Source organism: Stutzerimonas sp. S1, from assembly GCF_025966695.1.
Taxonomy (GTDB): Bacteria; Pseudomonadota; Gammaproteobacteria; order Pseudomonadales; family Pseudomonadaceae; genus Stutzerimonas.
In genome coordinates this window covers 399,933-425,764 of the sequence record NZ_JAOEIY010000005.1, presented here as the reverse complement: position 1 = coordinate 425,764, position 25,832 = coordinate 399,933, and the positions used below count along the sequence as shown (strand labels likewise).

At 62.9% G+C, this 25,832-nt stretch carries 25 protein-coding genes; 13 read left to right on the top strand and 12 right to left on the bottom strand.

What is annotated here, in order from left to right; translation table 11 throughout:
* Positions 1-191: 191 nt before the first annotated feature.
* Positions 192-614: an OsmC family protein gene (locus N8H22_RS13425; protein WP_264591013.1), complete on the bottom strand. Its 423-nt coding sequence runs from the start codon at positions 612-614 to the stop codon at positions 192-194.
* A 220-nt stretch (positions 615-834) separates the two neighbouring features.
* Here N8H22_RS13425 and crp point away from each other — a divergent pair, with 220 nt between their 5' ends.
* Positions 835-1,479 (top strand): cAMP-activated global transcriptional regulator CRP, encoded by a 645-nt coding sequence (gene crp, locus N8H22_RS13420; RefSeq protein WP_003290155.1) that lies wholly within the window; start codon positions 835-837, stop codon positions 1,477-1,479.
* A gap of 80 nt (positions 1,480-1,559) precedes the next feature.
* Here the strand turns inward: crp and trpC are convergent, their stop codons facing one another.
* The 6 genes from trpC to rpe all read right to left on the bottom strand — a co-directional run bounded on the left by trpC (position 1,560) and on the right by rpe (position 7,141).
* Positions 1,560-2,393, bottom strand: coding sequence for an indole-3-glycerol phosphate synthase TrpC (gene trpC / locus N8H22_RS13415; RefSeq protein WP_264591012.1), 834 nt, complete (start codon positions 2,391-2,393; stop codon positions 1,560-1,562).
* Complete coding sequence (gene trpD, locus N8H22_RS13410; protein WP_264591011.1) at positions 2,390-3,436, bottom strand: anthranilate phosphoribosyltransferase; 1,047 nt, start codon at positions 3,434-3,436, stop codon at positions 2,390-2,392. The genes trpC and trpD overlap by 4 nt, the downstream gene beginning before the upstream one ends.
* Positions 3,436-4,029 carry an aminodeoxychorismate/anthranilate synthase component II gene (locus N8H22_RS13405; protein WP_264591010.1) on the bottom strand — a complete coding sequence of 198 codons (594 nt, stop codon included), beginning with the start codon at positions 4,027-4,029 and terminating at the stop codon, positions 3,436-3,438. The genes trpD and N8H22_RS13405 overlap by 1 nt, the downstream gene beginning before the upstream one ends.
* Positions 4,030-4,106: 77 nt before the next feature.
* Positions 4,107-5,588: an anthranilate synthase component I gene (gene trpE, locus N8H22_RS13400; protein ID WP_264591009.1), complete on the bottom strand. Its 1,482-nt coding sequence runs from the start codon at positions 5,586-5,588 to the stop codon at positions 4,107-4,109.
* 180 nt (positions 5,589-5,768) lie between these two features.
* A complete protein-coding gene (locus N8H22_RS13395) occupies positions 5,769-6,470 on the bottom strand; it encodes a phosphoglycolate phosphatase (RefSeq protein WP_264591008.1) in 702 nt (233 codons plus the stop codon).
* Positions 6,467-7,141, bottom strand: coding sequence for a ribulose-phosphate 3-epimerase (gene rpe / locus N8H22_RS13390; protein ID WP_264591007.1), 675 nt, complete (start codon positions 7,139-7,141; stop codon positions 6,467-6,469). The genes N8H22_RS13395 and rpe overlap by 4 nt, the downstream gene beginning before the upstream one ends.
* Before the next feature lie 126 nt (positions 7,142-7,267).
* On the opposite strand from rpe, the gene N8H22_RS13385 reads away from it, so the two are divergent.
* Complete coding sequence (locus N8H22_RS13385; RefSeq protein WP_264591006.1) at positions 7,268-8,278, top strand: alpha/beta hydrolase family protein; 1,011 nt, start codon at positions 7,268-7,270, stop codon at positions 8,276-8,278.
* An 18-nt stretch (positions 8,279-8,296) separates the two neighbouring features.
* Here the strand turns inward: N8H22_RS13385 and N8H22_RS13380 are convergent, their stop codons facing one another.
* The 3 genes from N8H22_RS13380 to N8H22_RS13370 are packed head-to-tail and all read right to left on the bottom strand — an operon-like array spanning position 8,297 to position 10,748.
* A complete protein-coding gene (locus N8H22_RS13380; RefSeq protein ID WP_264591005.1) occupies positions 8,297-9,064 on the bottom strand; it encodes a DnaJ domain-containing protein in 768 nt (255 codons plus the stop codon).
* The gene (gene murU / locus N8H22_RS13375) at positions 9,064-9,732 is read right to left on the bottom strand and encodes an N-acetylmuramate alpha-1-phosphate uridylyltransferase MurU (protein WP_264591004.1); all 669 of its coding nucleotides are present in this window, start codon (positions 9,730-9,732) and stop codon (positions 9,064-9,066) included. The genes N8H22_RS13380 and murU overlap by 1 nt, the downstream gene beginning before the upstream one ends.
* Entirely contained in the window at positions 9,729-10,748 is a 1,020-nt protein-coding gene (locus tag N8H22_RS13370) for a phosphotransferase (RefSeq protein WP_264591003.1), read from the bottom strand. Before N8H22_RS13370 ends, murU begins: the two co-directional genes overlap by 4 nt.
* 128 nt (positions 10,749-10,876) lie before the next feature.
* On the opposite strand from N8H22_RS13370, the gene N8H22_RS13365 reads away from it, so the two are divergent.
* The 11 genes from N8H22_RS13365 to N8H22_RS13315 all read left to right on the top strand — a co-directional run bounded on the left by N8H22_RS13365 (position 10,877) and on the right by N8H22_RS13315 (position 24,926).
* On the top strand, positions 10,877-13,621 hold the full coding sequence (locus tag N8H22_RS13365) for an LPS-assembly protein LptD (RefSeq protein ID WP_264591002.1): 2,745 nt from the start codon (positions 10,877-10,879) through the stop codon (positions 13,619-13,621).
* Positions 13,602-14,909: a peptidylprolyl isomerase gene (locus N8H22_RS13360; RefSeq protein ID WP_264591035.1), complete on the top strand. Its 1,308-nt coding sequence runs from the start codon at positions 13,602-13,604 to the stop codon at positions 14,907-14,909. Before N8H22_RS13365 ends, N8H22_RS13360 begins: the two co-directional genes overlap by 20 nt.
* Positions 14,910-14,985: 76 nt before the next feature.
* Positions 14,986-15,975: a 4-hydroxythreonine-4-phosphate dehydrogenase PdxA gene (pdxA, locus tag N8H22_RS13355; protein WP_264591001.1), complete on the top strand. Its 990-nt coding sequence runs from the start codon at positions 14,986-14,988 to the stop codon at positions 15,973-15,975.
* Between the two features lie 132 nt (positions 15,976-16,107).
* Positions 16,108-16,905, top strand: coding sequence for a 16S rRNA (adenine(1518)-N(6)/adenine(1519)-N(6))-dimethyltransferase RsmA (gene rsmA, locus N8H22_RS13350; RefSeq protein ID WP_264591000.1), 798 nt, complete (start codon positions 16,108-16,110; stop codon positions 16,903-16,905).
* A 28-nt stretch (positions 16,906-16,933) separates the two neighbouring features.
* On the top strand, positions 16,934-17,317 hold the full coding sequence (gene apaG / locus N8H22_RS13345; RefSeq protein ID WP_264590999.1) for a Co2+/Mg2+ efflux protein ApaG: 384 nt from the start codon (positions 16,934-16,936) through the stop codon (positions 17,315-17,317).
* Positions 17,314-18,141, top strand: coding sequence for a symmetrical bis(5'-nucleosyl)-tetraphosphatase (locus tag N8H22_RS13340; RefSeq protein ID WP_264590998.1), 828 nt, complete (start codon positions 17,314-17,316; stop codon positions 18,139-18,141). Before apaG ends, N8H22_RS13340 begins: the two co-directional genes overlap by 4 nt.
* Complete coding sequence (glpE, locus tag N8H22_RS13335; protein ID WP_264590997.1) at positions 18,138-18,470, top strand: thiosulfate sulfurtransferase GlpE; 333 nt, start codon at positions 18,138-18,140, stop codon at positions 18,468-18,470. The genes N8H22_RS13340 and glpE overlap by 4 nt, the downstream gene beginning before the upstream one ends.
* A 271-nt stretch (positions 18,471-18,741) precedes the next feature.
* Positions 18,742-20,664: a PrkA family serine protein kinase gene (locus N8H22_RS13330; protein WP_264590996.1), complete on the top strand. Its 1,923-nt coding sequence runs from the start codon at positions 18,742-18,744 to the stop codon at positions 20,662-20,664.
* Between the two features lie 101 nt (positions 20,665-20,765).
* The gene (locus N8H22_RS13325; RefSeq protein ID WP_264590995.1) at positions 20,766-22,037 is read left to right on the top strand and encodes a YeaH/YhbH family protein; all 1,272 of its coding nucleotides are present in this window, start codon (positions 20,766-20,768) and stop codon (positions 22,035-22,037) included.
* 11 nt (positions 22,038-22,048) lie between these two features.
* The gene (locus N8H22_RS13320) at positions 22,049-23,590 is read left to right on the top strand and encodes a SpoVR family protein (protein WP_264590994.1); all 1,542 of its coding nucleotides are present in this window, start codon (positions 22,049-22,051) and stop codon (positions 23,588-23,590) included.
* Positions 23,591-23,693: 103 nt separating this feature from the next.
* A complete protein-coding gene (locus N8H22_RS13315) occupies positions 23,694-24,926 on the top strand; it encodes a multifunctional CCA addition/repair protein (protein ID WP_264590993.1) in 1,233 nt (410 codons plus the stop codon).
* A gap of 12 nt (positions 24,927-24,938) precedes the next feature.
* Here the strand turns inward: N8H22_RS13315 and folK are convergent, their stop codons facing one another.
* Positions 24,939-25,484 (bottom strand): 2-amino-4-hydroxy-6-hydroxymethyldihydropteridine diphosphokinase, encoded by a 546-nt coding sequence (gene folK, locus N8H22_RS13310; protein ID WP_264590992.1) that lies wholly within the window; start codon positions 25,482-25,484, stop codon positions 24,939-24,941.
* Positions 25,475-25,828, bottom strand: coding sequence for a dihydroneopterin aldolase (folB, locus tag N8H22_RS13305; protein WP_264590991.1), 354 nt, complete (start codon positions 25,826-25,828; stop codon positions 25,475-25,477). The genes folK and folB overlap by 10 nt, the downstream gene beginning before the upstream one ends.
* Positions 25,829-25,832 lie beyond the last annotated feature (4 nt).

Here is a 25,832-nt window from a genome sequence, read left to right as displayed (position 1 = left end):
ACCTGCGTAGGACGATAAGCACCTCTTCGCACCGGCGATTGTGGCTTTTACTTGGCTGAACGAAACCGCCCGAGTAAATCGGGGCGCGCATTATGCAGAGTGACCCATATCGATGCCAGAGGCTGGCGGACTTTTTCGACCGCCAGCAGCATGGTGTGCGACGTAGAAGCCCGACGCGCCTCAATCACAAATCAGCCCAGCTCGATGATCTCGTAGTCATGACTGATCTCGACGCCCGCACGACCCAACATGATCGACGCCGAGCAGTACTTCTCCGCCGACAGCTCGACGGCCCGCTTGACCTGAGCTTCCTTCAAACCCCGTCCCTTGACCACGAAATGCAGGTGAATCTTGGTGAATACTTTGGGATCTTCTGCAGCGCGCTCAGCCTCGATGAATGCCTCACAGCTCTCCACCGGCTGACGCGACTTTTTGAGGATGCTGACGACGTCGAAATTGCTGCATCCACCCAGCCCCAGCAACAGCATCTCCATCGGGCGCACACCGAGGTTGCGGCCGCCGTTCTCCGGCGGACCATCCATCACCACTACATGGCCACTGCCCGACTCACCGAGAAACATCGCTTCGCCGGCCCATTGGATGCGCGCTTTCATTCACTAACTCCCAGAAAAAATTGCCAGATAGCTTAACATGCAGGGTCCGAGTGCTGAGGACGGCAGACCCGACCAAAGATGCGTTGACCATTTGCTTGACTCTGTCGCACCTTTCGAATGGTCACTTTTCGTCTGTTAAGCTGGCGCCGGCTTACTGACGACTGTTTGTCATACACAACAAGAACCAGCCTCATTCCAAGACTTTTCCGGGACCCAGAGCATGGTAGCTATCACACTTACGCCCAAGATCAAGAACATTGACAAACTGCTGGCGCATTGCCATCGGCGGCGATACACAGCCAAGAGCACCATCATTTACGCCGGTGATCGGTGCGAGTCGCTCTTCTTTATCGTCAAAGGCTCGGTAACGATCCTCATCGAGGATGACGACGGTCGGGAAATGATCATCGCCTACCTCAATGCGGGCGACTTCTTCGGCGAGATGGGGCTGTTTGAGAAGGAGGGCAGCGAAAAGGAACGCAGTGCATGGGTTCGCGCCAAGACGGAGTGCGAAGTAGCCGAACTGAGCTACGCCAAATTCCGCGAATTGACGCAGCAGGATCCGGAGATTCTTTACGCGCTGGGCAGTCAGATGGCCGATCGCCTGCGCAACACTACCCGCAAGGTGGGTGACCTGGCATTCCTTGATGTCACCGGCCGCGTCGCGCGCACCCTGCTCGACCTCTGCAAGCAGCCCGACGCGATGACGCATCCTGACGGTATGCAGATCAAGATCACCCGCCAGGAAATCGGCCGAATCGTCGGTTGCTCGCGGGAGATGGTCGGCCGTGTACTCAAGAGCCTGGAAGCCCAGGGCCTGGTCTACGTGAAAGGCAAGACGATGGTGGTATTCGGCACTCGCTGATGCGCCACTAATGCCGTAAGGAAAAAGGCCGAAGCTCGGATGCTTCGGCCTTTTTACTGGCGAACCTGAAAGCCCGCCCCCTACTCTGCGCTGGTGACCGCGGCTCGACTACGACGCCCCGGAAAGAACAGGCGCTGCAACTCAGCCCCCGGCTGCTCGGCGCGCATGAATGCCTCGCCGACCAGGAACGCATAGACCTGGTTGATCTCCATCAGCTCGACATCCGCTCGGTTTAGAATCCCGCTCTCGGTAACGACTACTCGATCCTGCGGCACACGCGGCAGCAGATCCAGAGTGGTTTCCAGGCTGACCTCGAACGTATGCAAGTTGCGGTTGTTGATGCCCAGCAGCGGCGTTTCCAGCTTGAGCGCCCGCTCGAGCTCTTCACCGTCGTGAACCTCCACCAGCACATCAAGCCCCTGCGAGGCCGCCACGGCAGCCAGCTCGGCCATCCGGACATCATCCAGGGCGGAAACGATCAGCAGGATACAGTCAGCACCCAGCGCTCGCGCCTCGACCACCTGATAGGGATCGACCATGAAGTCCTTGCGAATCACCGGCAGGCTACAGGCGGCACGCGCCTGGCGCAGGTAGACATCAGCGCCCTGGAAGAAATCGACGTCAGTCAACACCGAAAGACAGGCCGCTCCGCCCGCCTCGTAACTACGGGCGATCTCGGCAGGATCGAAGTGCTCGCGCAGCACACCTTTGCTCGGTGAGGCCTTCTTTACTTCAGCGATCACCGCCGCCTCCTTGGCCTTGATCCGCCGCTGCAAGGCGGCAGCAAAGCCACGCACTGGATCCGCCGCTGCGGCCAAGCGCTCAAGCTCGCCCAGGCTTACCCGCGCCTGGCGCTCGGCAACCTCCTCATACTTGCGCGCAATGATCTTCTCCAGCACGGTCGGCACGCTCATTTCTGGTTCTCCTGCTTGAATACGGCGGTAAAGGAAACCAGTTCCTCGAGCTTGTCACGGGCAAGGCCGCTATTCAGGGCGTCATGCGCCAGCTCCACTCCCTGTTTCAGGGTCGAGGCCTGATCGGCCGCATACAGCGCCGCACCGGCGTTTAGCACAATCATGTCGGCGGCTTTCTGACCGTTTTCGCTGACGCGCCGTCCGAGGGCGTCACGAATCAACGCCAGTGACCCTTGGGCATCTTCGACGTTCAGGCCGATCAGGCTCTGGCTCTTGATCCCGAAGTCCTCCGGCTGCACGACATACTCGCTGATCGCACCATTCTTCAGCTCGGCGACATGGGTCGGCGCGGCCAGACTGATCTCGTCCAGTCCGTCCTGGGCATGCACCACCAGCACATGCTTGCTGCCCAGGCGCGCCAACACCTCGACCATCGGTCGGCACAGCGCCTTGCTGAACACACCGAGTACCTGATGTTGCACCCCAGCCGGATTGGCCATCGGCCCAAGGATATTGAACAGTGTACGCAGACCCAGTTCACGACGCGGGCCAGCGGCGAAGCGCATCGCACCGTGATGCGCCGGAGCAAACATGAAACCGACACCGACGGTGTCGACGCTACGCGCAACCTGCTCCGGCGTGAGGTCGAGATAGACACCGGCGGCCTCGAGCAAATCGGCACTACCACTCTTGCCCGACACGGCGCGATTGCCGTGCTTGGCCACCTTGCCGCCGGCCGCCGCCACGACGAATGCCGCCGCGGTGGAGACATTGAAGATATTCATCCCGTCGCCGCCGGTGCCGCAGGTGTCCACCAGGCGGTCGCTGGCAAACCGTACCGGTGCCGCCAGCTCGCGCATGACCTGCACGGCACCGACGATCTCGTCGATGGTTTCGCTCTTCATGCGCATGCCCATGAGGAAGGCACCGATCTGTGCATCGGTGCACTGGCCAGTCATGATTTCGCGCATGACGCCCTTCATTTCTTCCGTGGTCAGGTCCAGCTGGCCGACGATGCGGTTGAGGGCCTCCTTGATATCCATCAGCGCACGCCTCCGGTCTGCTTCAGAAAGTTGGCGAACAGTTCATGCCCCTGTTCGGTCAGGATCGATTCGGGATGGAACTGCACCCCCTCGACGTTCAGCGTCTTGTGCCGCAGTCCCATGATTTCATCCACGGAGCCGTCGTCGAACTGGGTCCAGGCCGTGACCTCCAGGCACTCTGGCAGGGTTTCGCGGCGCACCACCAGCGAGTGGTAGCGCGTGACGGTGAGCGGGTTGTTTAGTCCGGCAAAGACGCCCTGGTTGCGGTGAAACACCGGGCTGGTCTTGCCGTGCATCGCCTGGCGCGCACGCACCACCTCGCCGCCGAAGGCCTGGCCGATGCTCTGGTGCCCAAGACAGACGCCGAGTATCGGCAGCTTGCCGGCGAAATGGCGGATCAGCTCGAGTGACACGCCCGCCTCATTCGGCGTGCATGGCCCGGGTGAGACCACGATGCGTTCGGGCTGAAGCGCCTCGATCTCGGCCACACTCAGCTCGTCATTGCGCACCACCTTGACGTCCGCGCCCAGCTCGCCGAGGTACTGCACGACGTTGTAGGTAAAGGAATCGTAGTTATCCAGCATCAGCAACATATGGGGTCACCCGTTCATTTCAGGGAGTTCGGCCTGGCGCTACGCGCGCAGTGCGGTCCACTCGGAGAGGCATCCGCTCAGCGCTCGTCGCGCTGCTCGGCCAGGGCCACTGCGCGGAACATGGCGCGGCGCTTGTTCAGCGTTTCCTCCCACTCCAATGCCGGCTGCGAGTCGGCCACGATGCCGGCGCCAGCCTGCACGTGCAGTTCGCCATCCTTGATCACCGCCGTGCGGATGGCGATCGCCGTATCCATGTTGCCGTTCCATGCCAAGTAACCGACCGCACCGCCGTAGACACCGCGCTTGACCGGCTCCAGCTCGTCGATGATTTCCATCGCGCGGACCTTCGGCGCGCCGGATAGCGTGCCCGCAGGCAGGATCGCTCGCAGCGCATCCATCGCACTCAGCCGCGACTTGAGCTGGCCGGTAACGTTGGAGACGATGTGCATGACATTGGAATAGCGCTCGATGACCATCTTCTCGGTCACCTTCACCGAACCGGTCTCGGCCACCCGCCCAACATCGTTGCGCCCCAGATCGATCAGCATCAGGTGCTCGGCCAACTCCTTGGAATCGGATAGCAGATCCTGCTCCAGCGCCCGGTCCGCTTCGTCAGTCGCGCCGCGCGGGCGTGTACCGGCGATCGGTCGTACGGTGACCAGGCCATCCTCGACCCGTACCAGCACCTCCGGCGACGAGCCCACCACATGGAAGTCGCCGAAATTGAAGAAGTACATGTAGGGCGTCGGATTGAAGCAGCGCAGCGCACGGTACAGATCGATCGGCGCAGCGGAAAACGGAATCGACATGCGCTGGGAGATCACCACCTGCATGCAGTCGCCAGCGAGGATGTAGTCCTTGATGCGGTTGACCGCCTGCTCGTAGTCGTCGCGGCTAAAGCTGGAGCGGAACACCGGCTCGCTGCCGGCAGCCGCCTGGAAATCCAGCCCCAGGCGCGGCGTGATCGGCTGCCGCAGTTTCTCGCGCAACGCCGAAAGATGCGCCAGCCCCTGCTCATAGGCCCCCTCAACGGCCGGATCGACCAGCACGATGCAATGCAGCTTGCCGGCCAGATTGTCGAATACCACCACGGCGTCGGAAACCATCAGCAGGATATCCGGCGTACCCAGCGGGTCAGGGTGCTGACAATGCGCCAGCTTGCGCTCGACGTAGCGCACGCTGTCGTAGCCGAAGTAGCCGACCAGGCCGCCATTGAAGCGCGGCAGTCCGGATACCGGTGCCACGCGGTAGCGCTGCTGAAATGCCTCGACGAAGCGTAGCGGATCTTCAACCTCGTCCGACTCCGTCTCGACGCCGTCAACCGTCACGCTGATGCGGTGATCGTGCACGCGCAGCACCGTGCGGCACGGCAGACCGATGATCGAGTAGCGCCCCCACTTCTCACCGCCCTGTACCGACTCGAGCAGGTAGGAGTTAGGCGCATCGGCCAGCTTGAGGTACAGCGACAGCGGCGTATCGAAATCGGCCAGCGTTTCGAACGACAGCGGAATGCGATTGTGGCCTTCGGCGGCCAGGCGCAGGAATTCTTCGCGGGTCATATCAGCCTCGTGGCTTGAGGGTCACACAGATAAGTTCGCAAACACACCGGCGCAGGGCCGGCTGGACAATGATCAGGCGCGCCAGCGCCAACGGGCCAGAGCCTTGATGACCTTCATCCACTGTTTGCGGGCAACCACCACGATCTGATCTCTTCGGCGGGGTATAAAAGTCTGGCCACACTAGCGCAGCCCAGAAGCCGAAGCAACCAGCAGCCGCAAGTCATCCAGCACCAACGCCGGGCGCTCTTCAGTGATCGGCCGACCGTGGTTATAGCCATAGGTCACGCCGACACAGCGCACGCCAGCCGCGTTGGCCGCCTGTACATCGTTGCGCGAGTCGCCGATGAACAGCGCCTCGCCCGGTTTCACGCCCGCCTTGTCCATCACCCAGAACAGCGCTGCCGGATCAGGCTTCTGCTGCGGTAACGTATCGCCACCCACCAGCCAGCTGAAGTAGCCGCCCAGGCCCTTCTCCTCCAGCAGCGGCGCAACGAACTGCGACGGTTTATTGGTGATCACGGCCAGGCCGACCTTCCGCGCGGCGAGCCAGTCCAGGCATTCACGTACGCCAGGGTAAACCGTCGTCAGCGCATGAGAGCCGGCATAGGCCCGCAGGAACAGCGCCAGCGCGCGCTCCGTCGCGGCATCGCCGATGCCGGCATGCTCGTAATGACCGGCCAGGGCGCGACGCACCAGCACGCGCGAGCCATTGCCAACCCAGTCGCGCACGCGCTCGACGCCCGCCGGTTCACGGCCCAGCTGGCGCAGCATGCTGTCTACCGCGGCGGCGAGATCCGGGACCGAGTCCATCAGCGTGCCGTCCAGATCGAACATCACCAGGCGCGGCACGCAGCCGTCGAACAGCTGCTCGATGCGCGTCATGTCCGAACCTGGTCCAGCTCGCTGCGCATGGCGTCGATAACCGCCTTGTAATCCGGCTGACTGAAGATCGCCGACCCGGCGACAAAGGTGTCGGCACCTGCCTCGGCGATCTCGCGGATGTTCTTCACGTTTACGCCGCCATCGATCTCCAGGCGAATATCACGACCGCTGGCATCGATCAACGCGCGCGCTTCGCGCAGCTTGGCCAGCGTACCGGGGATGAACTTCTGCCCGCCGAAGCCGGGGTTGACGCTCATCAAGAGGATCATGTCGACCTTGTCCATCACGTACTTCAGGCAGTCCAGTGGCGTCGCCGGATTGAACACCAGGCCGGCCTTGGCACCGCCGTCCCTGATCAGCTGCAGCGAGCGGTCGATATGCTCGGAGGCTTCCGGGTGGAAGGTGATGTAGCTGGCCCCCGCCTCGAGGAAATCGCCGATGATGCGATCCACCGGCTTGACCATCAGGTGCGCGTCGATCGGGGCGGTGATGCCGTACTTGCGCAACGCCGCACAGACCATCGGCCCGATGGTCAGGTTGGGCACGTAATGGTTATCCATCACATCGAAGTGAACGATATCGGCTCCGGCGGCGAGGACCTTGTCGACCTCTTCGCCCAGACGGGCAAAGTCGGCAGAAAGGATGGACGGAGCGATGGCGAACGGCTGCATGACGCACCTCTGGCGGCAGAAAAACGGGGCGCATAGTGTACCCGACGCGCGCTGCGACGGGGCCGACGTCTGGCCAGGATGCACGTCCAAAGGATAGGCTGGCGACCTTGCCAAGGAGCCTCACCGATGCTGTCCAGACTGTCCGTCAGCGCCCTGTCGCTGCTGTTGTCGCTCACCGCCTGGGGCGAAGACCCAGCGTCCGCACCACAGGACGAAGCCGCCCCACCGACCAGTACCGCCCCCCGCGCACCGCTGCTCGAGCGCAATGTCCAGACGGCATTGGAACTGGCGCGCAAGTATCCGCAGCAAGTGCGGGAGTTGCAGGCGGGCGAGGAGCGCTTCCTGGCGCTGCATCAACTGGCAAACACCGCCCGAACGAAAGGTTTGATCGTGATTCTGCCAGCGGATGGCGAAACCGCCGACTGGCCACGGGTCGTCGCCCCGCTGCGCTCACGACTACCGGACAACGGCTGGCAAACACTCAGCCTGTCCTTGCCGAGTCCGGACCATCTGCTGCCCGCCGGACCGAGCGCCACAACCGCAGATGAACCTGCCGACGGTGCCAGCGCAGCAGATGAGGCCTCAACCGACGAACCGCCCGAGGACTTGCCGGCCGCAGCAGGTTATCTGCCGGAGGAAACCGCGGCGCTCCCCACCGAGGCCGACGCGCCGGTAACCGAGAATGAAACCAAGCCGGCCGCCGCGTCACTTGACCAGGCCGCACGCATCACCGCCCACCTCGAAGCGGCGCTGGCGTTCGCTCGCATGCAACAGGTCGATACCATCGTGCTGCTCGGGCATGGCAGCGGGGCGTACTGGGCCGCCCGCTATCTGCACGAACATACCCCACAGGACGTGAAGCACCTGATCCTCCTGCAGGCGCAGGTTCCTGAGAGCGAGGATGCCGATATGGCGCCGCTGCTGGGCGAGCTGAAACAGGCGATCGGTGACTTCTATTACCCGGACAAGCCCGCCACCATCGAGGATGCCCGCGAGCGACTCAACGTCAGCCGCCGTCAGCGGCACCCCGCCTACCAGCAGATCGCCCTGCAGGCGCTTCCGGCGGATCGGCGCAGCGAGCAGGAGCAGCTTTATCGACGCGTCCGGGGCTGGCTCGACCGGCAGTTCGCGCCATAACAAACGCGGCGCTGATCTTCAGCGGAAACCGCGGCGCTCGCGAATCAGCGCATAAGCACTCTGCAGTTCCCGCGTCCGCTCCGTCGCTTCGCGTACGACGGCGGGGCTGGCGCCGGCACCGGCCTGCTTGTCGGGATGGTGCTTGCTGAGCAGGCGCCGATAAGCGCGCTTGATTGTCGCCGGGTCCGCATCGTGGCGCACGCCGAGCAGGCGCAGGGCCTGCTCGTAGGCGCCACCACGGCTGGCCGGTGCTTCCTGACGGCGCGCCGGCTCGTGATCCAGCGCGGCCACGGCTGCACTGTCCCAGCCCATCCATTTACCCCAGAGCAACACCAGTTCATGCTCGCGCGTCCCCATCTGCCCATTGGCTCGCGCCATCCTCCAGCAGGCCTCCAGCACGCGCCGTCCTTCTTCGGGTCTTTGCCGTAGCCGAGCCAACGGGGCGCGCAACGCCTCGCCGCTCGCCTTGCCACGGTAGAACGCCTCGATGGCCGCGCGCTGAGCCATCCCATCCAGTCCCAGCCGGCGCATCTCCACCCGCGCGGCATCGATGTGGGCCTCACTGACCCGCCCGCCGCTCTTGGCCAAGCGCCCCAGCAGGAAGAACAACAGCTCGTTGCCGTGCATCTCGTCGCGACCACTCAGCCGTTCGCGCAACCGGGCCCAAGAGGTCAGCCCGAGGCGACGATCCAGTACCTGGCCAAGCAACCCGCCAAGCAGCGCACCGGGAATGCTCGCAAGCAACCAGCCGATTAGGACGCCCAATACGGTGACAGGCCAGAACATCAGGCACGCGCTCCGAGAATGCGCTCAACTTCCGCGAGGCGTTCATGGGTGCCGACGTCGACCCAGCGCCCGGCATAGTGCTCGCCGGTCACCTGCCCCTCCGCCATAGCCTGACGCAGCAGTGGCGCCAGCTTGAACGCCCCCGCCTGACACTCGCGAAACAACGCAGGATGCAGCACCGCCATGCCGCTATAGGTCAGTCGCCGGCCGGGCCCCGCCTCCTGCACCTGGCCGTCGTGCAAACAGAAGTCGCCTTGCGGGTTGTGCTCCGGATTGTCGACCAGTACCAGATGCGCCAATCCCGCCAGCGGCCCTCGCAACCCAGCAAAATCGAACTCGGTCCAGATATCGCCATTGACCACCAGAAACGGCTGCTCGCCCAGCAACGGCAACGCCCGCTGGATACCGCCCCCGGTCTCCAGCGGCTCGCCCTCGGCGGAATAGCGGATCTGGACGCCATAGCGCGCGCCATCCGCCAGATAGCTCTCGATCTGCTGGCCGAGCCAGGCGTGGTTGACGACCAGCTCGGCAAAGCCCGCCTGCGCCAGCGCCCGGATGTGATACTCGATCAGCGGCACGCCGGCGGCACGCACCAGCGGCTTGGGTGTATGCAGCGTCAGCGGCCGCAGACGCTCGCCCTTGCCGGCGGCAAGGATCATCGCTTTCATGGTCGCGTCTCCACGGGCAAGCTCTGCAGCAGGTCGGCCAGCTCGGCCAGTTCCGGGCGTCGCGCCAACACCGTCTCGATGTAGGCAAAGAAACGCGGCACATCGCCCAGATAGCGCGGTTTGCCGTCTCGATGGCAGATTCGCGCAAAGATACCGATCACCTTGAGATGGCGTTGCACGCCCATCAGATCACTGGCGCGACGGAGCTCATCGAACGTATCCGGCACTGCAATCCCCGCGCTGCGCGCCTTGTGCCAGTAGTCCCGCAGCCAGCCCCGCACCCGCTCTTCCGGCCAGCTGACAAAGGCATCCTTGAACAACGAAGTGATGTCATAGGTCACCGGTCCGAGCACGGCGTCCTGGAAATCCAGCACCCCCGGATTCGGTTCACTGAGCATCAGGTTGCGTGGCATGTAGTCTCGGTGCACCAGCACCTGGGGCTGCGCCAAGGCGGAATCGATCAGCAGTCGGCAGATGCGCTCCCAGCTGGCCTGCTGCGCTTCACTGAATGTCTGACCGAGATGGCGCTGCACGTACCATTCGGGGAACAGCTGCAGCTCACGGCGCAGCAGCGTCTCGTCATATATGGGCATCGGTGCCTGCACAGACTGCCGCTGGAAGGCCAGCAGTGCGTCGATGGCATCGGCAAACAGCCGATCGGCATTGCCTTCGTCGATCACGTCCAGGTAGGTCTGCCGCCCCAGGTCGCTCAGCAGCAGAAAGCCGCGTTCCAGATCCGCCGCCAGCACCTCTGGCACGTGCACGTCCGCAGCGGCCAGGATCCCGGCGACCTTGACGAAGGGACGACAATCCTCCTGGGGCGGCGGCGCATCCATGACGATCAGACTGCGACCGGCCGCTTCCCAGCGAAAGTACCGCCGAAAACTGGCATCGCTGCTGGCTGCGGTCAGCCCGGCGTCAGGCACATCCCCCCAGCCTTTTTCGGCAAACAGCGCGGGCAGTTCTTGTTCCAGCCAGGCACGGACGTCCAGCAGGCGTTGATCTTGGTGAGGCATCAGGCGGTCTCCACGGCGCTAGCCGATAGGCGGGTCATGCTTTATTATCCAGCATCTTTTTCAGCCCATCGAGAGGCGTGCGGCCCAGCCGGCCGATGGCTCGCCGCAAGCACGGACCAAAAAACAAGATGGCAGTCAAACATCCCGCGTTTCGTAGAAAATTTCCTCTTCTCATGACTGGCGGCCTGCTTGCAATGCAGCCGATCGCGGCGCCTCTGCTTCTGGCGGCCGAACAGTTCGCTTGCCAGCCAGGCGCCACCGGTGGCTGGTCCTGCGCCACCAGCACCCCCACCACCAAACTGCCGCCACGCCCCAGCCAAGGTGCTGGGAGCGGCGACACAACTGCAGTTGCCACTACCGAGAAGTCCCAGCCGGACGCCAGCACCAAGCTGGTGACCGAGAGCAAGGGCCGTGCGTTGGCCTCGCGTAGCGCCGATTACAGCCATCTGGACTGGGTGCCACGCGATCAGTTGACCGCCGCGCAGCTCGCCGAAACCGGCCCCTACTGCGCCGGCACCTACGTCGAGCCGAGCCGCCCCGGCAAGTTCGACGACACGCCGATGAGCGACGCGCCTACCTATATTTCTGCCAAGGCGACGCGCTACGAGCAGGAACAGGAAATCGCCACCCTGGCCGGCGACGTCGTGTTGCGCCAGGGCAGCATGCAGGCCGAAGCTGATGAAGCCAGCCTCTACCAACTGGAAAACCGCGGCGAACTGAACGGCAACGTTCGTCTGCGCGACCGCAATGCACTGATGGTGGGCGACCGCGCCGAGATCTTCCTCGACAACGGCGAAGCCAAGGTGGAGAACGCCGAGTACGTCGTCCACTCCGGGAAGGTTCGCGGCAGTGCGCTGTACGCCAAGCGTGAAGAAACCGCCATCATCCGCCTTAAAGACGGGACCTACACCCGCTGCGAGCCCGGTGAGAATACCTGGCATCTGAAGGGCAACAACGTCACCCTGAACCCGGCCACCGGCTTCGGCTCAGCCACCAACGTGACACTGCGGGTCAAGGACATTCCGGTGTTCTACACACCGTACATCTACTTCCCGATCGATGATCGACGTCAGTCCGGCTTCCTCGCACCGAGCATTGGCTCGTCCAGCGACACCGGGCTTTCGCTGCAGACGCCCTACTACTTCAACCTGGCGCCGAATTTCGACGCCACGCTCTACCCGCACCTGATGACCGATCGCGGCCTGTTGATGGAAGGCGAGTTCCGTTACCTGACCCACAGCAGCGAAGGCCAGTTCGGCGCCGCCTACCTCGACGACAGCAATGACGATCGCAAGCTGCAGTCGGAGTATGAAGACCAGCGTTGGATGTACAGCTGGCAGAACCGTACCGGGCTGGATTCGCGCCTGCTGGCCGAAGTCGACTACACCGATATCAGCGATCCTTACTATTTCCAGGATCTGGATACCAACCTCGGCATCGACCAGCCAGACCACCTCGACCAGCGCGGCACCTTGACCTATCGTGGCAATAATTACACCGCCCGACTGAACGCGCATGGCTACGAGCGTGCAACAGTCGCCGACATCACACCCTATGAGCGCCTGCCGCAACTGACCTTGGATGGCGACCTGCCGTTCCAGCCGGGCGGACTCAATTTCGCCTACAACACGGAATTCGTGAGCTTCCAGCGCAGCCTGCGTGATGGTTTCTTCCACAATGAAGATGGCTTGCCGGAGCGCTGGTACGATGATCGTTTAACTGGCCTCACCCGTGCCGAGGGCGAGCGCCTGCACCTAGAGCCGGGCGTTAGCCTGCCGCTGGACTGGAGCTGGGGCTTCGTCAAACCCTCGCTGAAATATGCCTATACCCAATACGACCTGGATCTGGACAGCCGCGGCCGCAGCGAGGTGGCGAACTTTCAGGACTCGCCCGACCGTAGCCTGCCAATTTTCAGCGTCGATAGCGGCTTGTATTTTGACCGCGCCAGCCAATGGTTTGGCAAGGATTACCGCCAAACCCTGGAACCGCGGCTGTTCTACCTCTACGTGCCGGAAGAGGATCAGGACGACATCCCGGTATTCGATACCAGCGAAAGCAGCTTCAGCTACTCCTCACTGTGGCGCGAGAACCGCTTCACCGGCAAGGATCGCATCGGCGATGCCAATCAGCTGTCGCTGGGCGTGACCAACCGCTGGATCGAACCCAACGGGTTTGAGCGTCAGCGCTTCAGCATCGGCCAGATCTACTATTTCCGCGACCGCGAAGTGCAACTTCCCGGCATGATCGATCGTCCCGATGCGCAGGCGGACGTATCGCCCTATGCGCTCGAGTACCTGTACCGCTACAACCGCGACTGGCGCTTCACCTCGACCTTCAACTGGGATCCAGATGCCGGCCGCACGCGCTCGGGCAGTGCAATGTGGCACTACCAACCCGCGGATAACCCGAACAAGATCGTCAACATCGGCTATCGCTACCGCAACGACACCATCCGTTTCGATCAGGCCACCGGCACCTGGAAATACGGTGGTGACTACGGCACGCCTGGCACCGCCGAGTACATCGAAGACTATTACAAGATCAACCAGCATGATTTCTCGTTCATCTGGCCGATCGTCCCGCAATGGAGCGTCATCGGGCGCTGGCAGCACGACTACAGCCGCAGCCGCACACTGGAAGCCTTCGGTGGCTTCGAGTACGACAGCTGCTGCTGGAAGCTACGGCTGATCAATCGCTACTGGATCGACTACGACGAAACCAGCCTCAATCCCGATCTCAACGACGAGCCGGATACCGGCATCTTCTTGCAGATCGTACTCAAGGGGCTGGGCGGCGTTATCGGCAACGCTACCGAAACATTCCTCGATGAAGGCATCCAAGGCTACCGTGAACGTGAAGATCAAGCTTTCTGATTACCTACGCCCGCTAGTGGCGGGCGCCCTGCTGCTGGGCTCCGCCGCTTTCACTTCTCTCGCCAGCGCCGAGGTACAGCCACTGGACCGCGTGGTCGCCATCGTCGACAACGACGTCATCATGCAGAGCCAGCTGGATCAGCGTATCCGCGAAGTCCAGCAGACCATCGACAAACGCGGCGCCGACGCACCACCGATGGACGTTCTGCAGCAACAGGTGCTCGAACGTCTGATCACCGAAAACCTGCAGCTGCAGATCGGCGAACGCTCGGGCATCCGCATCTCCGATGAGGAACTCAACCAGGCGATGGGCACCATCGCCCAGCGCAACAACATGACCCTCGAACAGTTCCGCGGCGCCCTGGCGCGTGACGGACTGAGCCTGGAGACAGCCCGCGAGCAGATTCGCCGGGAGATGATCATCAGTCGCGTGCGGCAGCGGCGGATCGCCGAGCGCGTTCAGGTTTCCGATCAGGAAGTGCGCAACTTCCTCGCCTCGGACCTCGGCAAGCTCCAGCTTTCCGAGGAGTATCGCCTGGCGAACATCCTGATCGCAGTACCCGAAGCGGCTGACTCTGCAGCTATCCAGGCCGCCGAGCGGCGCGCCAGCGACACCTATGAAAAGCTCCAGCAGGGGGCGGATTTCGCCCAGCTGGCGGTTGCCCGCTCAGCCAGCGAGAACGCTCTCGAGGGCGGCGACATGGGCTGGCGCAAGGCTGCGCAACTGCCGCCACCATTCGATAGCGAAGTCCGCGAGCTGGCGGTGGGCGACGTCACCCGCCCCGTGCGCACGCCGCCAGGCTTCATCATTCTCAAGCTGCTGGACAAGCGCGGCGGCGACACCCAGGTGCGCGACGAGGTGCATGTCCGCCATATCCTGATCAAGCCCAGCGCCATTCGCAGTGACGAAGAGGCGCAGCTGCTGGTGCAACGTCTGCGCGAGCGCATCGTCGCCGGCGAGGACTTCGCCGAACTGGCGAAGAGTTTCTCGGAGGATCCGGGCTCGGCGCTCAATGGCGGCGACCTGAACTGGATCGATCCGGGCTCGCTGGTACCGGAGTTCCGTGAGATCATGGCCAACACCGCCAGCGGCCAGCTGTCTCCCGCGTTCAAGTCGCCCTATGGCTGGCACATTCTCGAGGTCCTTGGCCGCCGTGCCACGGATGCCAGCGAGGAGTTCCGCGAGCAGCAGGCTCTGAATCTGCTGCGCAACCGCAAGTACGAAGACGAGCTGCAAGCGTGGCTGCGTCAGATTCGCGACGAAGCGTACGTGGAAATCAAACTCTAAGCTCAAAGCCATACAGTACACAGGGTGATGGACCAACCGGTGCGTCACCCTTTTTTTTCGCCACTGCTTTCTCGAGGTGCCCATGCTTTCGCGCCCCTTCGCTCTCACTCCCGGAGAGCCAGCCGGTATAGGTCCGGACCTGTGCCTGTTGCAGGCTCGCCAAGCCCAGCCGCATGCGCTCGTCGCCATCGCCAGTCGCTCGCTGCTCGCCGAGCGCGCCAAGCAGCTGGGACTGCGCATCGAACTGCTCGCGGCCGGCCCGAACCATTGGCCAACCGAACCCGCGCCGGCCGGCGCCCTGTATGTCTGGGATACGGCGCTCGCTACGCCTGCTGTCGCCGGGCAGCTTGATGCGCGCAACGGCCGTTATGTGCTGGAAACCCTGACCCGTGCCGGCCAGGGCTGCCTCGATGGCGTCTTCGCCGGCATGATTACCGCTCCGGTGCACAAGGGCGTTATCAACGAAGCAGGGATCCCCTTTTCCGGCCACACCGAGTTTCTCGCCGAGCTGACCCACACCGAACAGGTGGTGATGATGCTTGCGACCCGCGGCCTGCGGGTGGCGCTGGTCACAACCCACCTGCCGCTCAAGGATGTCGCCGCCGCGATTACCGCGGAGCGGCTGGAGCGCGTCGCCCGCATCCTGCATGCCGATCTGGTCGACAAGTTTGGCATTACGCAACCACGCATCCTGGTCTGCGGGCTAAACCCGCATGCCGGCGAGGGCGGTCACCTAGGCCGGGAGGAGCTCGAGATCATCGAACCGACGCTGCAACGCCTGCGCGCCGAGGGCATGAACCTGGTCGGTCCATTGCCGGCCGATACCCTGTTCACCCCCAAAAATCTCGAGCACTGCGACGCCGTGCTGGCCATGTATCACGACCAGGGCCTGCCGGTGCTCAAGTACAAGGGTTTCGGCGCTGCGGTGAACGTAACCCTTGGCCTGCCCATCGTGCGCACCTCGGTGGACCACGGCACTGCACTCGACCTGGCCGGTAGCGGCAACATCGACACTGGCAGCCTGCAGGTGGCCTTGGAAACCGCCTTTCAGATGGCCCGCAGCTGAATCCTGGCGCCGCGGCACTCAGCCTCCGCGACAGCCTGAAGCCGTCGCCGGGCCTTGCCGGTATACTCTGCGCCCTTGCATTAGCCTTGCGAACTTCCCGCCTGCCGTGGAACTTGCAGCCTGGAGCTTTAGATGTCCGAGAACTACCAACACCGTGCACGCAAGCGCTTCGGCCAGAATTTCCTGCACGACGCCGGCGTGATCCACCGCATCCTGCGCGCCATCCATGCCAAGGAAGGTGAGCGACTGGTGGAAATCGGTCCCGGCCAAGGCGCACTGACCGAAGGCCTGCTCGACAGCGGCGCGCATCTGGACGTGGTCGAGCTGGATCTCGACCTGATCCCCATCCTGCAGAGCAAATTCGCCGGGCGCGACAATTTCACCCTGCATCAGGGCGATGCGCTGAAGTTCGATTTCCGCCAGCTGAGCGAAGAACCCGCCAGCCTGCGAATCGTCGGCAATCTGCCATACAACATCTCGACGCCACTGATCTTCCACCTTCTCGAGCATGCCGGGCTTATTCGCGACATGCATTTCATGCTGCAGAAGGAGGTCGTCGAGCGCCTCGCCGCCGAGCCGGGCGGCGGTGACTGGGGTCGGCTGTCGATCATGGTGCAGTACCACTGCCGCGTCGAACATCTGTTCAACGTCGGTCCGGGTGCGTTCAACCCGGCGCCGAAAGTCGACTCAGCGATCGTCCGCCTGGTGCCGCACGAAAAGCTGCCGCACCCGGCACGCGACCATCGCCAGCTCGAACGTGTAGTACGCGAGGCGTTCAACCAGCGGCGCAAGACCCTGCGCAACACCCTTAAAGGCCTGCTCGATGCAGAAGCCATCGAGGCGGCACAGGTGGACGGCAGTCTGCGCCCCGAACAACTCGACCTCGCGGCCTTCGTCCGGCTGTCCGACCAACTCGCGCTCCGCAGCTAGCGGCGTGCCTTACCGAACCGAGTTCGCCATGACCGAAGACCGCCGCTATCGCATCGACGTCAGCGTCACGCCCCGCTACCTGGCCGCGCAATCGGAGCCGGAACAAAACCGCTATGCCTTTGCCTACACGGTAACAATCGAAAACACGGGCGAGGTGGCGGCGCAGCTGCTGACGCGGCACTGGATCATCACCGATGGCGACGGCAAGGTTCAGGAAGTTCGCGGTGCAGGCGTCATCGGCGAGCAACCGCTGATCGCCCCCGGCGAACGACACGTCTACACCAGCGGCACGCTGCTGGCGACCCAGGTCGGCAGCATGCAGGGTAGCTACCGGATGCGTGCGGTCGATGGTCATGAGTTTGCCGCCCATATCGCCCCGTTCCGCCTCGCCGTACCCGGAGCCCTGCATTGACCACCTATGCTGTCGGCGATCTGCAAGGTTGCCTCGAACCCCTGCAATGCCTGCTGAAGCAGGTTGATTTCAGCCCGTCCCGCGACTGCCTGTGGCTAGCCGGCGACCTGGTCAACCGTGGCCCGCAGTCGCTCGAAGCGCTGCGCTTCGTCCGCGATCTGGGCAGCTCGGCCATCACCGTGCTGGGCAATCATGACCTACACCTGCTGGCGGTCGCGCACGACATCGAACGCCTGCGCAAGTCCGACACGCTCACACCGATCCTCGAGGCCCCCGACCGCGCCGACCTGATCGACTGGTTGCGCCGGCAGAGACTGCTCCACTACGACGCCGATCGTCACACCGCCATGGTCCATGCCGGCATCCCGCCACAGTGGACTCTGGAAAAGGCGCTCAAGCGCGCCGCGGAAGTCGAGCAGGCATTGCAGGACGATGCGCTGCTGCTACCGTTCCTCGATGGCATGTACGGTAATCTGCCAGCGAAGTGGAGCAAGGAACTGCATGGCGTGCCGCGGCTGCGTCTGATCACCAACTACTTCACGCGCATGCGCTTCTGCAAGGCCGACGGCACACTCGAACTGGAGAGCAAGGAAGGCCTGGACAGCGCACCCAAGGGCTTCGCCCCCTGGTTCAGCCACCCGCAGCGCAAGACCCGCAACGTCAAGCTGATCTTCGGTCACTGGGCCGCACTGGAAGGCAAGTGCGACGAACCCAACGTGTTCGCCCTGGACACCGGCTGCGTCTGGGGCAACGCCATGACCCTGATGAACCTCGACAGCGAGCAATTGCTGCGCTGCGACTGCGACCATGGAAAACCGCTATGACCGAATTCAAACGCATCGCTCCTGAAACCGCCCAGCAGATGCGCGCCGCGGGTGCCGTGGTGGTCGATATCCGCGACCCGCACAGCTACGCCAACGGCCATATCAGCGGCTCGACCCATCTGGACAACCACTCTTTGCCGGACTTCATCGCCGCCGCCGATCTCGATCAGCCGCTGATCGTCACCTGCTATCACGGGCACTCCAGCCAGAGCGCCGCGGCGTATCTGGTCAACCAGGGATTCTCCGACGTCTACAGCCTGGACGGCGGCTTCGAACTCTGGCATGCCACCTTTCCACAGGACGTCGCGCGCGGCGGCGAATCCGCCTAAAAAATTCTATACACCGCACGCCGCGGCTCACGCGGCCTTGCGACGACCTGGCGCAAAAGCAGACAGGAAAATACCGCGCGCGCCCTTCGCCCTGCCGATTCCGAACTATCCTTGAGTTCAGGCCATCCAAGAAAATGAAGCCGGCAATCGGCTTCCAGAACTCAGGTTTCGACCATTAGGTGTTCGGGGGAACTCCACTGGCCGCCGCTTCGGCCGGACTCCGGGATGCCTGATGACAACGCCGGCTCCGTGCATCGACCGAGGTGAAGTCATGAGCATTTTCAGTCACTTCCAACAACGATTCGAAGCGACCCGCCAGGAAGAATACTCGCTGCAGGAATACCTCGATCTGTGCAAACAGGATCCGGGTACCTACGCCACTGCCGCCGAACGGCTGTTGATGGCCATCGGCGAGCCCGAACTGGTCGACACCTCCACCGACCCCCGGCTGTCGCGGATCTTCTCCAACAAGGTGATCCGCCGCTATCCGGCGTTCGAAGACTTCCACGGCATGGAAGACTGCATCGACCAGATCGTCTCCTACTTCCGCCACGCCGCTCAGGGCCTGGAAGAGAAGAAACAGATTCTTTATCTCCTTGGTCCGGTGGGCGGCGGCAAGTCATCACTGGCCGAGAAGCTCAAGCAACTGATGGAGCGCGTGCCGTTCTACGCGATCAAGGGTTCACCGGTATTCGAATCGCCGCTGGGGCTGTTCAACCCCACCGAAGACGCACAGATCCTCGAAGAGGACTATGGCATCCCGCGACGCTATCTGAACTCGATCATGTCGCCGTGGGCGACCAAGCGACTGCAGGAGTTCGGCGGCGACATCAGCCAGTTCCGTGTGGTCAAACTGTACCCGTCGATTCTCAACCAGATTGCCGTAGCCAAGACCGAGCCAGGTGATGAAAACAACCAGGACATCTCCGCGCTGGTCGGCAAGGTGGATATCCGCAAGCTGGAAGAATTCCCGCAAAACGACGCCGATGCCTACAGCTATTCGGGCGCGCTGTGCCGGGCCAACCAGGGGTTAATGGAATTCGTCGAGATGTTCAAGGCGCCGATCAAGGTGCTGCACCCGTTGCTGACCGCCACCCAGGAAGGCAACTACAACAGCACCGAGGGCCTGGGCGCGATTCCCTTCAACGGCATCCTGCTGGCTCACTCCAACGAATCGGAATGGCACACCTTCCGCAACAACAAGAACAACGAGGCGTTCATCGACCGCATCTACATCGTCAAGGTGCCGTACTGCCTGCGCGTAACCGACGAGGTGAAGATCTACGACAAGCTGCTGATCAACAGCTCGCTGTCCAAGGCCCACTGCGCGCCTGACACGCTCAAGATGCTCGCGCAATTCTCGGTGCTCAGCCGGCTGAAGGAACCGGAAAACTCGAACATCTACTCGAAGATGCGCGTCTACGATGGCGAAAATCTCAAGGATACCGACCCGAAAGCCAAGTCGATTCAGGAATACCGCGACACCGCCGGCGTCGACGAAGGCATGAACGGTCTATCGACCCGCTTCGCCTTCAAGATCCTCTCCAAGGTGTTCAACTTCGACCCCCACGAGATTGCGGCGAACCCGGTCCACCTGCTCTACGTGCTCGAACAGCAGATCGAGCAGGAGCAATTCCCCGCCGAGGTGCGCGAGCGCTACCTGCGCTACATCAAGGAGTACCTGGCACCGCGCTACATCGAGTTCATCGGCAAGGAAATCCAGACGGCCTACCTGGAGTCCTACAGCGAGTACGGGCAGAACATCTTCGACCGCTACGTGCTGTACGCCGACTTCTGGATTCAGGATCAGGAATACCGCGACCCGGAAACCGGCGAGATCCTCAATCGCGCCGCGCTCAACGAGGAGCTGGAGAAGATCGAGAAACCGGCCGGAATCAGCAATCCGAAGGACTTCCGCAACGAGATCGTCAACTTCGTGCTGCGCGCGCGGGCCAACAACAACGGCAAGAACCCGTCGTGGTTGTCCTACGAGAAGCTGCGTGTGGTGATCGAGAAGAAGATGTTCTCCAACACCGAGGACCTGCTGCCGGTCATCAGCTTCAACGCCAAGGCCAGCAAGGAAGACCAGAAGAAGCACAACGATTTCGTGGTGCGGATGGTGGAACGTGGCTATACCGAGAAGCAGGTACGCCTGTTGTCGGAATGGTACCTGCGGGTGCGCAAATCGCAGTAACGCGGCCCCAGCTCGCAAGCCTGCGCGGACGGTAGGAGTGACCGCCCGCGCAGCCTTGCGGTCTGCAGCCTGAGAAGCCTGCAGTTGGCCGGAGGGCCCTTATGAGCTATGTCATCGACCGTCGCCTGAACGGCAAGAACAAGAGCACGGTGAACCGCCAGCGTTTCCTGCAGCGTTACCGTGGGCATATCAAGAAAGCGGTGGAGGAAGCCGTCAGCCGGCGCTCTATCACCGACATGGAGCACGGCGAGCAGATCAGCATTCCCGGCCGCGACATCGACGAGCCGGTGCTGCACCACGGCCGCGGTGGCCGCCAGACCGTCGTCCATCCGGGCAACAAGGAGTTCGTCGCCGGCGAGCGCATCCCGCGTCCACAGGGTGGCGGCGGTGGGGGCGGCAGCGGCCAGGCCAGCAACAGCGGCGAAGGCGTGGACGACTTCGTCTTCCAGATCACTCAGGAGGAGTTCCTCGACTTCATGTTCGAGGATCTGGAGCTGCCCAATCTGGTCAAGCGACACCTGAGCGGCACCGACACCTTCAAAACAGTGCGCGCCGGCATCAGCAACGAGGGCAACCCCTCGCGCATCAACATCGTGCGCACCCTGCGCTCGGCCCATGCGCGGCGCATCGCGCTATCCGGCAGCAGCCGCGGCAAGCTGCGCGAGGTCAAGGCCGAACTGGCTCGCCTGCGACTGGAGGAGCCGGACAACTTCGGCGACATCAAGGCCGCCGAGGAAGAGATCGAGCGCCTCAGCGCACGCATCAACCGTGTGCCGTTCCTCGACACCTTCGACCTCAAGTACAACCTGCTGGTCAAGCATCCCAACCCCAGTTCCAAGGCGGTGATGTTCTGCCTGATGGACGTTTCCGGCTCGATGACCCAGGCAACCAAGGACATCGCCAAGCGCTTCTTCATCCTGCTTTACCTGTTCCTCAAGCGGAACTACGACAAGATCGACGTGGTGTTCATCCGCCACCACACCAGCGCCAAGGAAGTCGACGAGGAAGAGTTCTTTTATTCGCGGGAAACCGGCGGCACCATCGTCTCCAGTGCGCTGAAGATGATGCAGGAGATCATGGCCGAGCGTTACCCGGCCAACGAATGGAACATCTATGCCGCCCAGGCTTCGGATGGCGACAACTGGAACGACGACTCGCCGCTGTGCCGGGATATCCTGATCAACCAGATCATGCCGTTCGTGCAGTATTTCACCTATGTTGAAATCACCCCGCGCGAGCATCAGGCCCTCTGGTACGAGTACAACCAGGTGACCGAAGCTTTTGCCGAGTCCTTTGCCCAGCAGCAACTGGTCAGCGCCGCGGACATCTACCCGGTGTTCCGCGAACTGTTCCAGCGGCGGATCAACGCCTGACGAGGTGCAGCATGAAACGACAGCCCATTTCCACCGGTTCGGAATGGACCTTCGAGCTGATCCAGGCGTATGACCGCGAAATCGGCCGCCTTGCCGAACGCTATGCGCTGGACACCTATCCGAACCAGATCGAGGTGATCACCGCCGAGCAGATGATGGACGCCTATGCCTCGGTGGGCATGCCCATCGGCTATCACCACTGGTCTTACGGCAAGCATTTCCTCTCTACCGAGAAAGGCTACAAGCGCGGGCAGATGGGCCTGGCCTACGAGATCGTGATCAACTCCGATCCGTGCATCGCCTATCTGATGGAAGAGAACACCATGTGCATGCAGGCGCTGGTAATTGCCCACGCCAGCTACGGCCACAACAGTTTCTTCAAGGGCAACTATCTGTTTCGCACCTGGACCGACGCCAGCTCGATCATCGATTACTTGGTGTTCGCCAAGCAGTACATCATGCAGTGCGAAGAGCGCCACGGCATCGAAGCGGTCGAGGACCTGCTCGACTCCTGCCACGCGCTGATGAACTACGGCGTCGATCGCTACAAGCGCCCCTACCCGATCTCCGCCGACGAGGAGCGGCGCCGGCAGAAGGAGCGTGAGGAGCATTTACAGCGGCAGATCAACGACCTCTGGCGCACCATCCCCAGGAGCGCCGGCAAGGGCGACGATCCGGACGACGGCAAGCGCTTCCCCGCCGAGCCACAGGAGAACATCCTCTACTTCATCGAGAAGCACGCGCCGCTGCTCGAGCCCTGGCAGCGTGAGGTGGTGCGCATCGTGCGCAAGATCGCGCAGTACTTCTACCCACAGCGCCAGACCCAGGTGATGAACGAAGGCTGGGCGACTTTCTGGCACTACACGCTGATGAACGATCTGTACGACGAAGGCTTGGTGACCGAAGGCTTCATGATGGAGTTTCTGCAGTCGCACACCAGCGTGATCTATCAGCCTGGCTTCGACAGTCCTTACTACAGTGGCATCAACCCCTACACCCTTGGCTTTGCCATGTATCAGGACATCCGCCGCATCTGCGAACAGCCCACCGAAGAAGATCGCCGCTGGTTCCCCGATATCGCCGGCAGCGATTGGCTGACCACCGTGAAATTCGCCATGCAGAACTTCAAGGACGAGAGCTTCATTCTGCAGTTCCTTTCGCCCAAGGTGATCCGCGACCTCAAGCTGTTCAGCATCCTCGACGACGACCGCAAGGACGAACTGCTGGTGCCGGCAATCCATGACGAGAGTGGCTACCACACCATCCGCGAGCTGCTCGCCGCCCAGTACAACCTCGGCAATCGCGAACCCAACGTACAGGTCTGGAGCGTCGATCGCCGCGGCGATCGCTCGCTGACCCTGCGTCATCAGCAGCACGACCGCAAGCCGCTGGGTAGCTCCACGGACGAGGTGCTCAAGCACCTACACCGGCTGTGGGGGTTCGACGTGCATCTGCAGTCGATGCAGGGTGAGCAGGTCGTCGACACTCACCACATGCCGCCGCACCCCGAGACGGAGGTCGAGAGCCGTTTTCCGGGAATGAACTTCGCCTAGCGGTATAAACCTCAGGCACTGCACGCGACGTTCTTCGCCGGCCGCCACCGATGGGTGGCTTGGCCGCGCAGATCCTTTATCCTCCGCGCCAACGGAGGTGAACATGCAGATTTACAAAGTTGGCGGCGCGGTGCGTGATCGCTTGTTGGGCCGGGAAGTCACAGAAGTGGATTGGGTCGTGGTCGGGGCGACGGCCGAGGCCATGCAGGCACAAGGCTTTCGTCCCGTCGGCGCCGATTTTCCGGTGTTTCTGCACCCACGGACTGGTGAGGAGTACGCGCTTGCCCGTACCGAGCGCAAGAGCGGCCGCGGCTACGGCGGCTTCACCTTCTACGCCAGCCCGGATGTCACCCTCGAACAGGATCTGATCCGCCGGGACCTCACCATCAACGCCATGGCCGAGGACGCCGACGGCGGCCTTTACGACCCCTACGGCGGCCAGCGCGACCTTGAGGCACGGCTGCTGCGCCATGTCTCGCCCGCATTCGCCGAAGACCCGCTGCGCGTGTTGCGGGTCGCCCGCTTCGCCGCCCGCTACGCGCCGCTGGGTTTCCGCGTCGCTGAGGAAACCCTGGCATTGATGGCAGGGTTAGCGGCATCCGGCGAACTGCAGGCACTCACTCCCGAACGCAGCTGGAAGGAAATCTCCCGCGCACTGATGGAACCGCGACCGGACGTGTTCATCCAGGTCCTGCGCGACTGCGGCGCGCTGAAGGAGCTGTTGCCTGAGCTCGATGCACTGTTCGGCGTTCCGCAAGCAGAAGCCGATCACCCCGAAATCGACACCGGCCTGCACATACTCGGTGCGCTACGCCAGTGCGCCGAGCATCGGCAGCCGCTGCCTGTGCGCTGGGCCTGCCTGCTGCACGACCTGGGTAAGGGCCGCACGCCACCAAGCGAGTGGCCGCGGCACGTCGCCCACGAGCAGCTGGGTCTGCCCCTGATCGATGCGGTCAACACCCGCTACAAGGTGCCGCGCGACTGCCAGGAGCTGGCCCGGCTGGTCGGCGAATTCCATGGTCTCGGGCATCGCGCTCCGAAATTGTCCGCCTCGACTCTGTTCGAGCTGCTGCAGCATTTCGACATCTATCGTCGCCCCGAACGCTTCGAGCAGTTCATCGCCGCCTGCGAGATGAACGCGCGGGGGCGCAAGGGCTTCGAACAAACTGCCTATCCGCAGGCCGCCTACCTACGCGGCGCCGCCGCAGCAGCACGCGCGGTCGCAGTGCAGCCGCTGCTGGAACTGGGCTATCGGGGTCCCGAGCTGGGCGAGGCGCTCAAACGGGAACGGTTGAAGGCAGTCACTCAGTACCAACAGGGCATGCACGGCGACTAAGTAGCGCGCCGCTCAGCCAAGCGCAGGCCGTGGATGGGCCTGCAGCAGCGCCGGCGCGGTCAGCTCGACGCCCCGCCAGCGGAAAGATACCGGCCAGAGCGACTGCTCGATCCGGGACTCGCGCCAGAGCCGGTCGAACGACAGGCCAAGCACCGGATGACGAACTGCAGGTGCCAGCAAGGCCAGCGGCCAGAGCACGAAGGCATTGCGCAGAATCTCCGCGCGCGGCAACAGCAACCCGTTGAAGTCACCGACCAGCGCGTCGTAAAGCAACACATCGATATCCAGCGGCAGTCCCTTGCGATCAGGCGCATAGCGGCCGTTGTCCGCCTCGATGAACTTCAGCCGCCGGTCCAGCTCGGTGAGCGGTAGGTCAGTGTTGCCGGCAACCACCAGGTTGTAGAAATTCTCACCCTTGTAGCCCACCGCCAGGCTCTCGAATACCGGCGAGCAGCGCATGTCGACCAGCAGCTCGGCCAACGCATCGAGGCCGGCGTGTAAGTGGCTCTCGCGCTCGATATTGCTGCCGAGCCCGAGCAGAACCGGAGTTAGCGGCATCCGCGTTCAATCTCCACGCCCAGAGCAGCCGCTCGCGAGTTGACGCCGGGCTTGGTCACCCGCAGGCGCAACCAGGCGATGCCGAACTCGCGCATCAGGCTGGCCGCCAGGCGCTCGGCAAAAGTCTCCACCAGCTCGAATCGCGCCGCCGCAGCGAAGCCGTCGATCGCCGCGGCGACCTTGGCGTAGTCCAGCGCCTTGCCCAGTTCGTCATGCTCGGCCGCCGGACGGATATCCCAGCCCAGGGTCAGATCCAGGCGCAGACACTGTCGAATCCCACGCTCCCAGTCGTAGGCACCGATTACGGTGTCGACTTCCAGACCCTCGATGAAAACGGTATCCACGCAT

What these genes read in the sequence shown, in the direction of transcription:
- N8H22_RS13395 (WP_264591008.1), bottom strand. Translation starts at nt 6,470, where the DNA reads ATGACGCGCATCGAGCAGCTGTTCGACGGCTGCGTGCCGCGCCTGGTG.
- trpE (WP_264591009.1), bottom strand. Translation starts at nt 5,588, where the DNA reads ATGACCCGCGAAGAATTCCTGCGCCTGGCCGCCGAAGGCCACAATCGC.
- N8H22_RS13405 (WP_264591010.1), bottom strand. Translation starts at nt 4,029, where the DNA reads ATGTTGCTGATGCTGGATAACTACGATTCCTTTACCTACAACGTCGTG.
- N8H22_RS13385 (WP_264591006.1), top strand. Translation starts at nt 7,268, where the DNA reads ATGCTGTCCAGACTGTCCGTCAGCGCCCTGTCGCTGCTGTTGTCGCTC.
- rpe (WP_264591007.1), bottom strand. Translation starts at nt 7,141, where the DNA reads ATGCAGCCGTTCGCCATCGCTCCGTCCATCCTTTCTGCCGACTTTGCC.
- N8H22_RS13320 (WP_264590994.1), top strand. Translation starts at nt 22,049, where the DNA reads ATGAAACGACAGCCCATTTCCACCGGTTCGGAATGGACCTTCGAGCTG.
- apaG (WP_264590999.1), top strand. Translation starts at nt 16,934, where the DNA reads ATGACCGAAGACCGCCGCTATCGCATCGACGTCAGCGTCACGCCCCGC.
- crp (WP_003290155.1), top strand. Translation starts at nt 835, where the DNA reads ATGGTAGCTATCACACTTACGCCCAAGATCAAGAACATTGACAAACTG.
- N8H22_RS13315 (WP_264590993.1), top strand. Translation starts at nt 23,694, where the DNA reads ATGCAGATTTACAAAGTTGGCGGCGCGGTGCGTGATCGCTTGTTGGGC.
- N8H22_RS13325 (WP_264590995.1), top strand. Translation starts at nt 20,766, where the DNA reads ATGAGCTATGTCATCGACCGTCGCCTGAACGGCAAGAACAAGAGCACG.
- N8H22_RS13380 (WP_264591005.1), bottom strand. Translation starts at nt 9,064, where the DNA reads ATGTTCTGGCCTGTCACCGTATTGGGCGTCCTAATCGGCTGGTTGCTT.
- murU (WP_264591004.1), bottom strand. Translation starts at nt 9,732, where the DNA reads ATGAAAGCGATGATCCTTGCCGCCGGCAAGGGCGAGCGTCTGCGGCCG.
- rsmA (WP_264591000.1), top strand. Translation starts at nt 16,108, where the DNA reads ATGTCCGAGAACTACCAACACCGTGCACGCAAGCGCTTCGGCCAGAAT.
- N8H22_RS13370 (WP_264591003.1), bottom strand. Translation starts at nt 10,748, where the DNA reads ATGCCTCACCAAGATCAACGCCTGCTGGACGTCCGTGCCTGGCTGGAA.
- glpE (WP_264590997.1), top strand. Translation starts at nt 18,138, where the DNA reads ATGACCGAATTCAAACGCATCGCTCCTGAAACCGCCCAGCAGATGCGC.
- trpD (WP_264591011.1), bottom strand. Translation starts at nt 3,436, where the DNA reads ATGGATATCAAGGAGGCCCTCAACCGCATCGTCGGCCAGCTGGACCTG.
- folK (WP_264590992.1), bottom strand. Translation starts at nt 25,484, where the DNA reads ATGCCGCTAACTCCGGTTCTGCTCGGGCTCGGCAGCAATATCGAGCGC.
- N8H22_RS13330 (WP_264590996.1), top strand. Translation starts at nt 18,742, where the DNA reads ATGAGCATTTTCAGTCACTTCCAACAACGATTCGAAGCGACCCGCCAG.
- trpC (WP_264591012.1), bottom strand. Translation starts at nt 2,393, where the DNA reads ATGAGCGTGCCGACCGTGCTGGAGAAGATCATTGCGCGCAAGTATGAG.
- N8H22_RS13425 (WP_264591013.1), bottom strand. Translation starts at nt 614, where the DNA reads ATGAAAGCGCGCATCCAATGGGCCGGCGAAGCGATGTTTCTCGGTGAG.
- N8H22_RS13365 (WP_264591002.1), top strand. Translation starts at nt 10,877, where the DNA reads ATGGCAGTCAAACATCCCGCGTTTCGTAGAAAATTTCCTCTTCTCATG.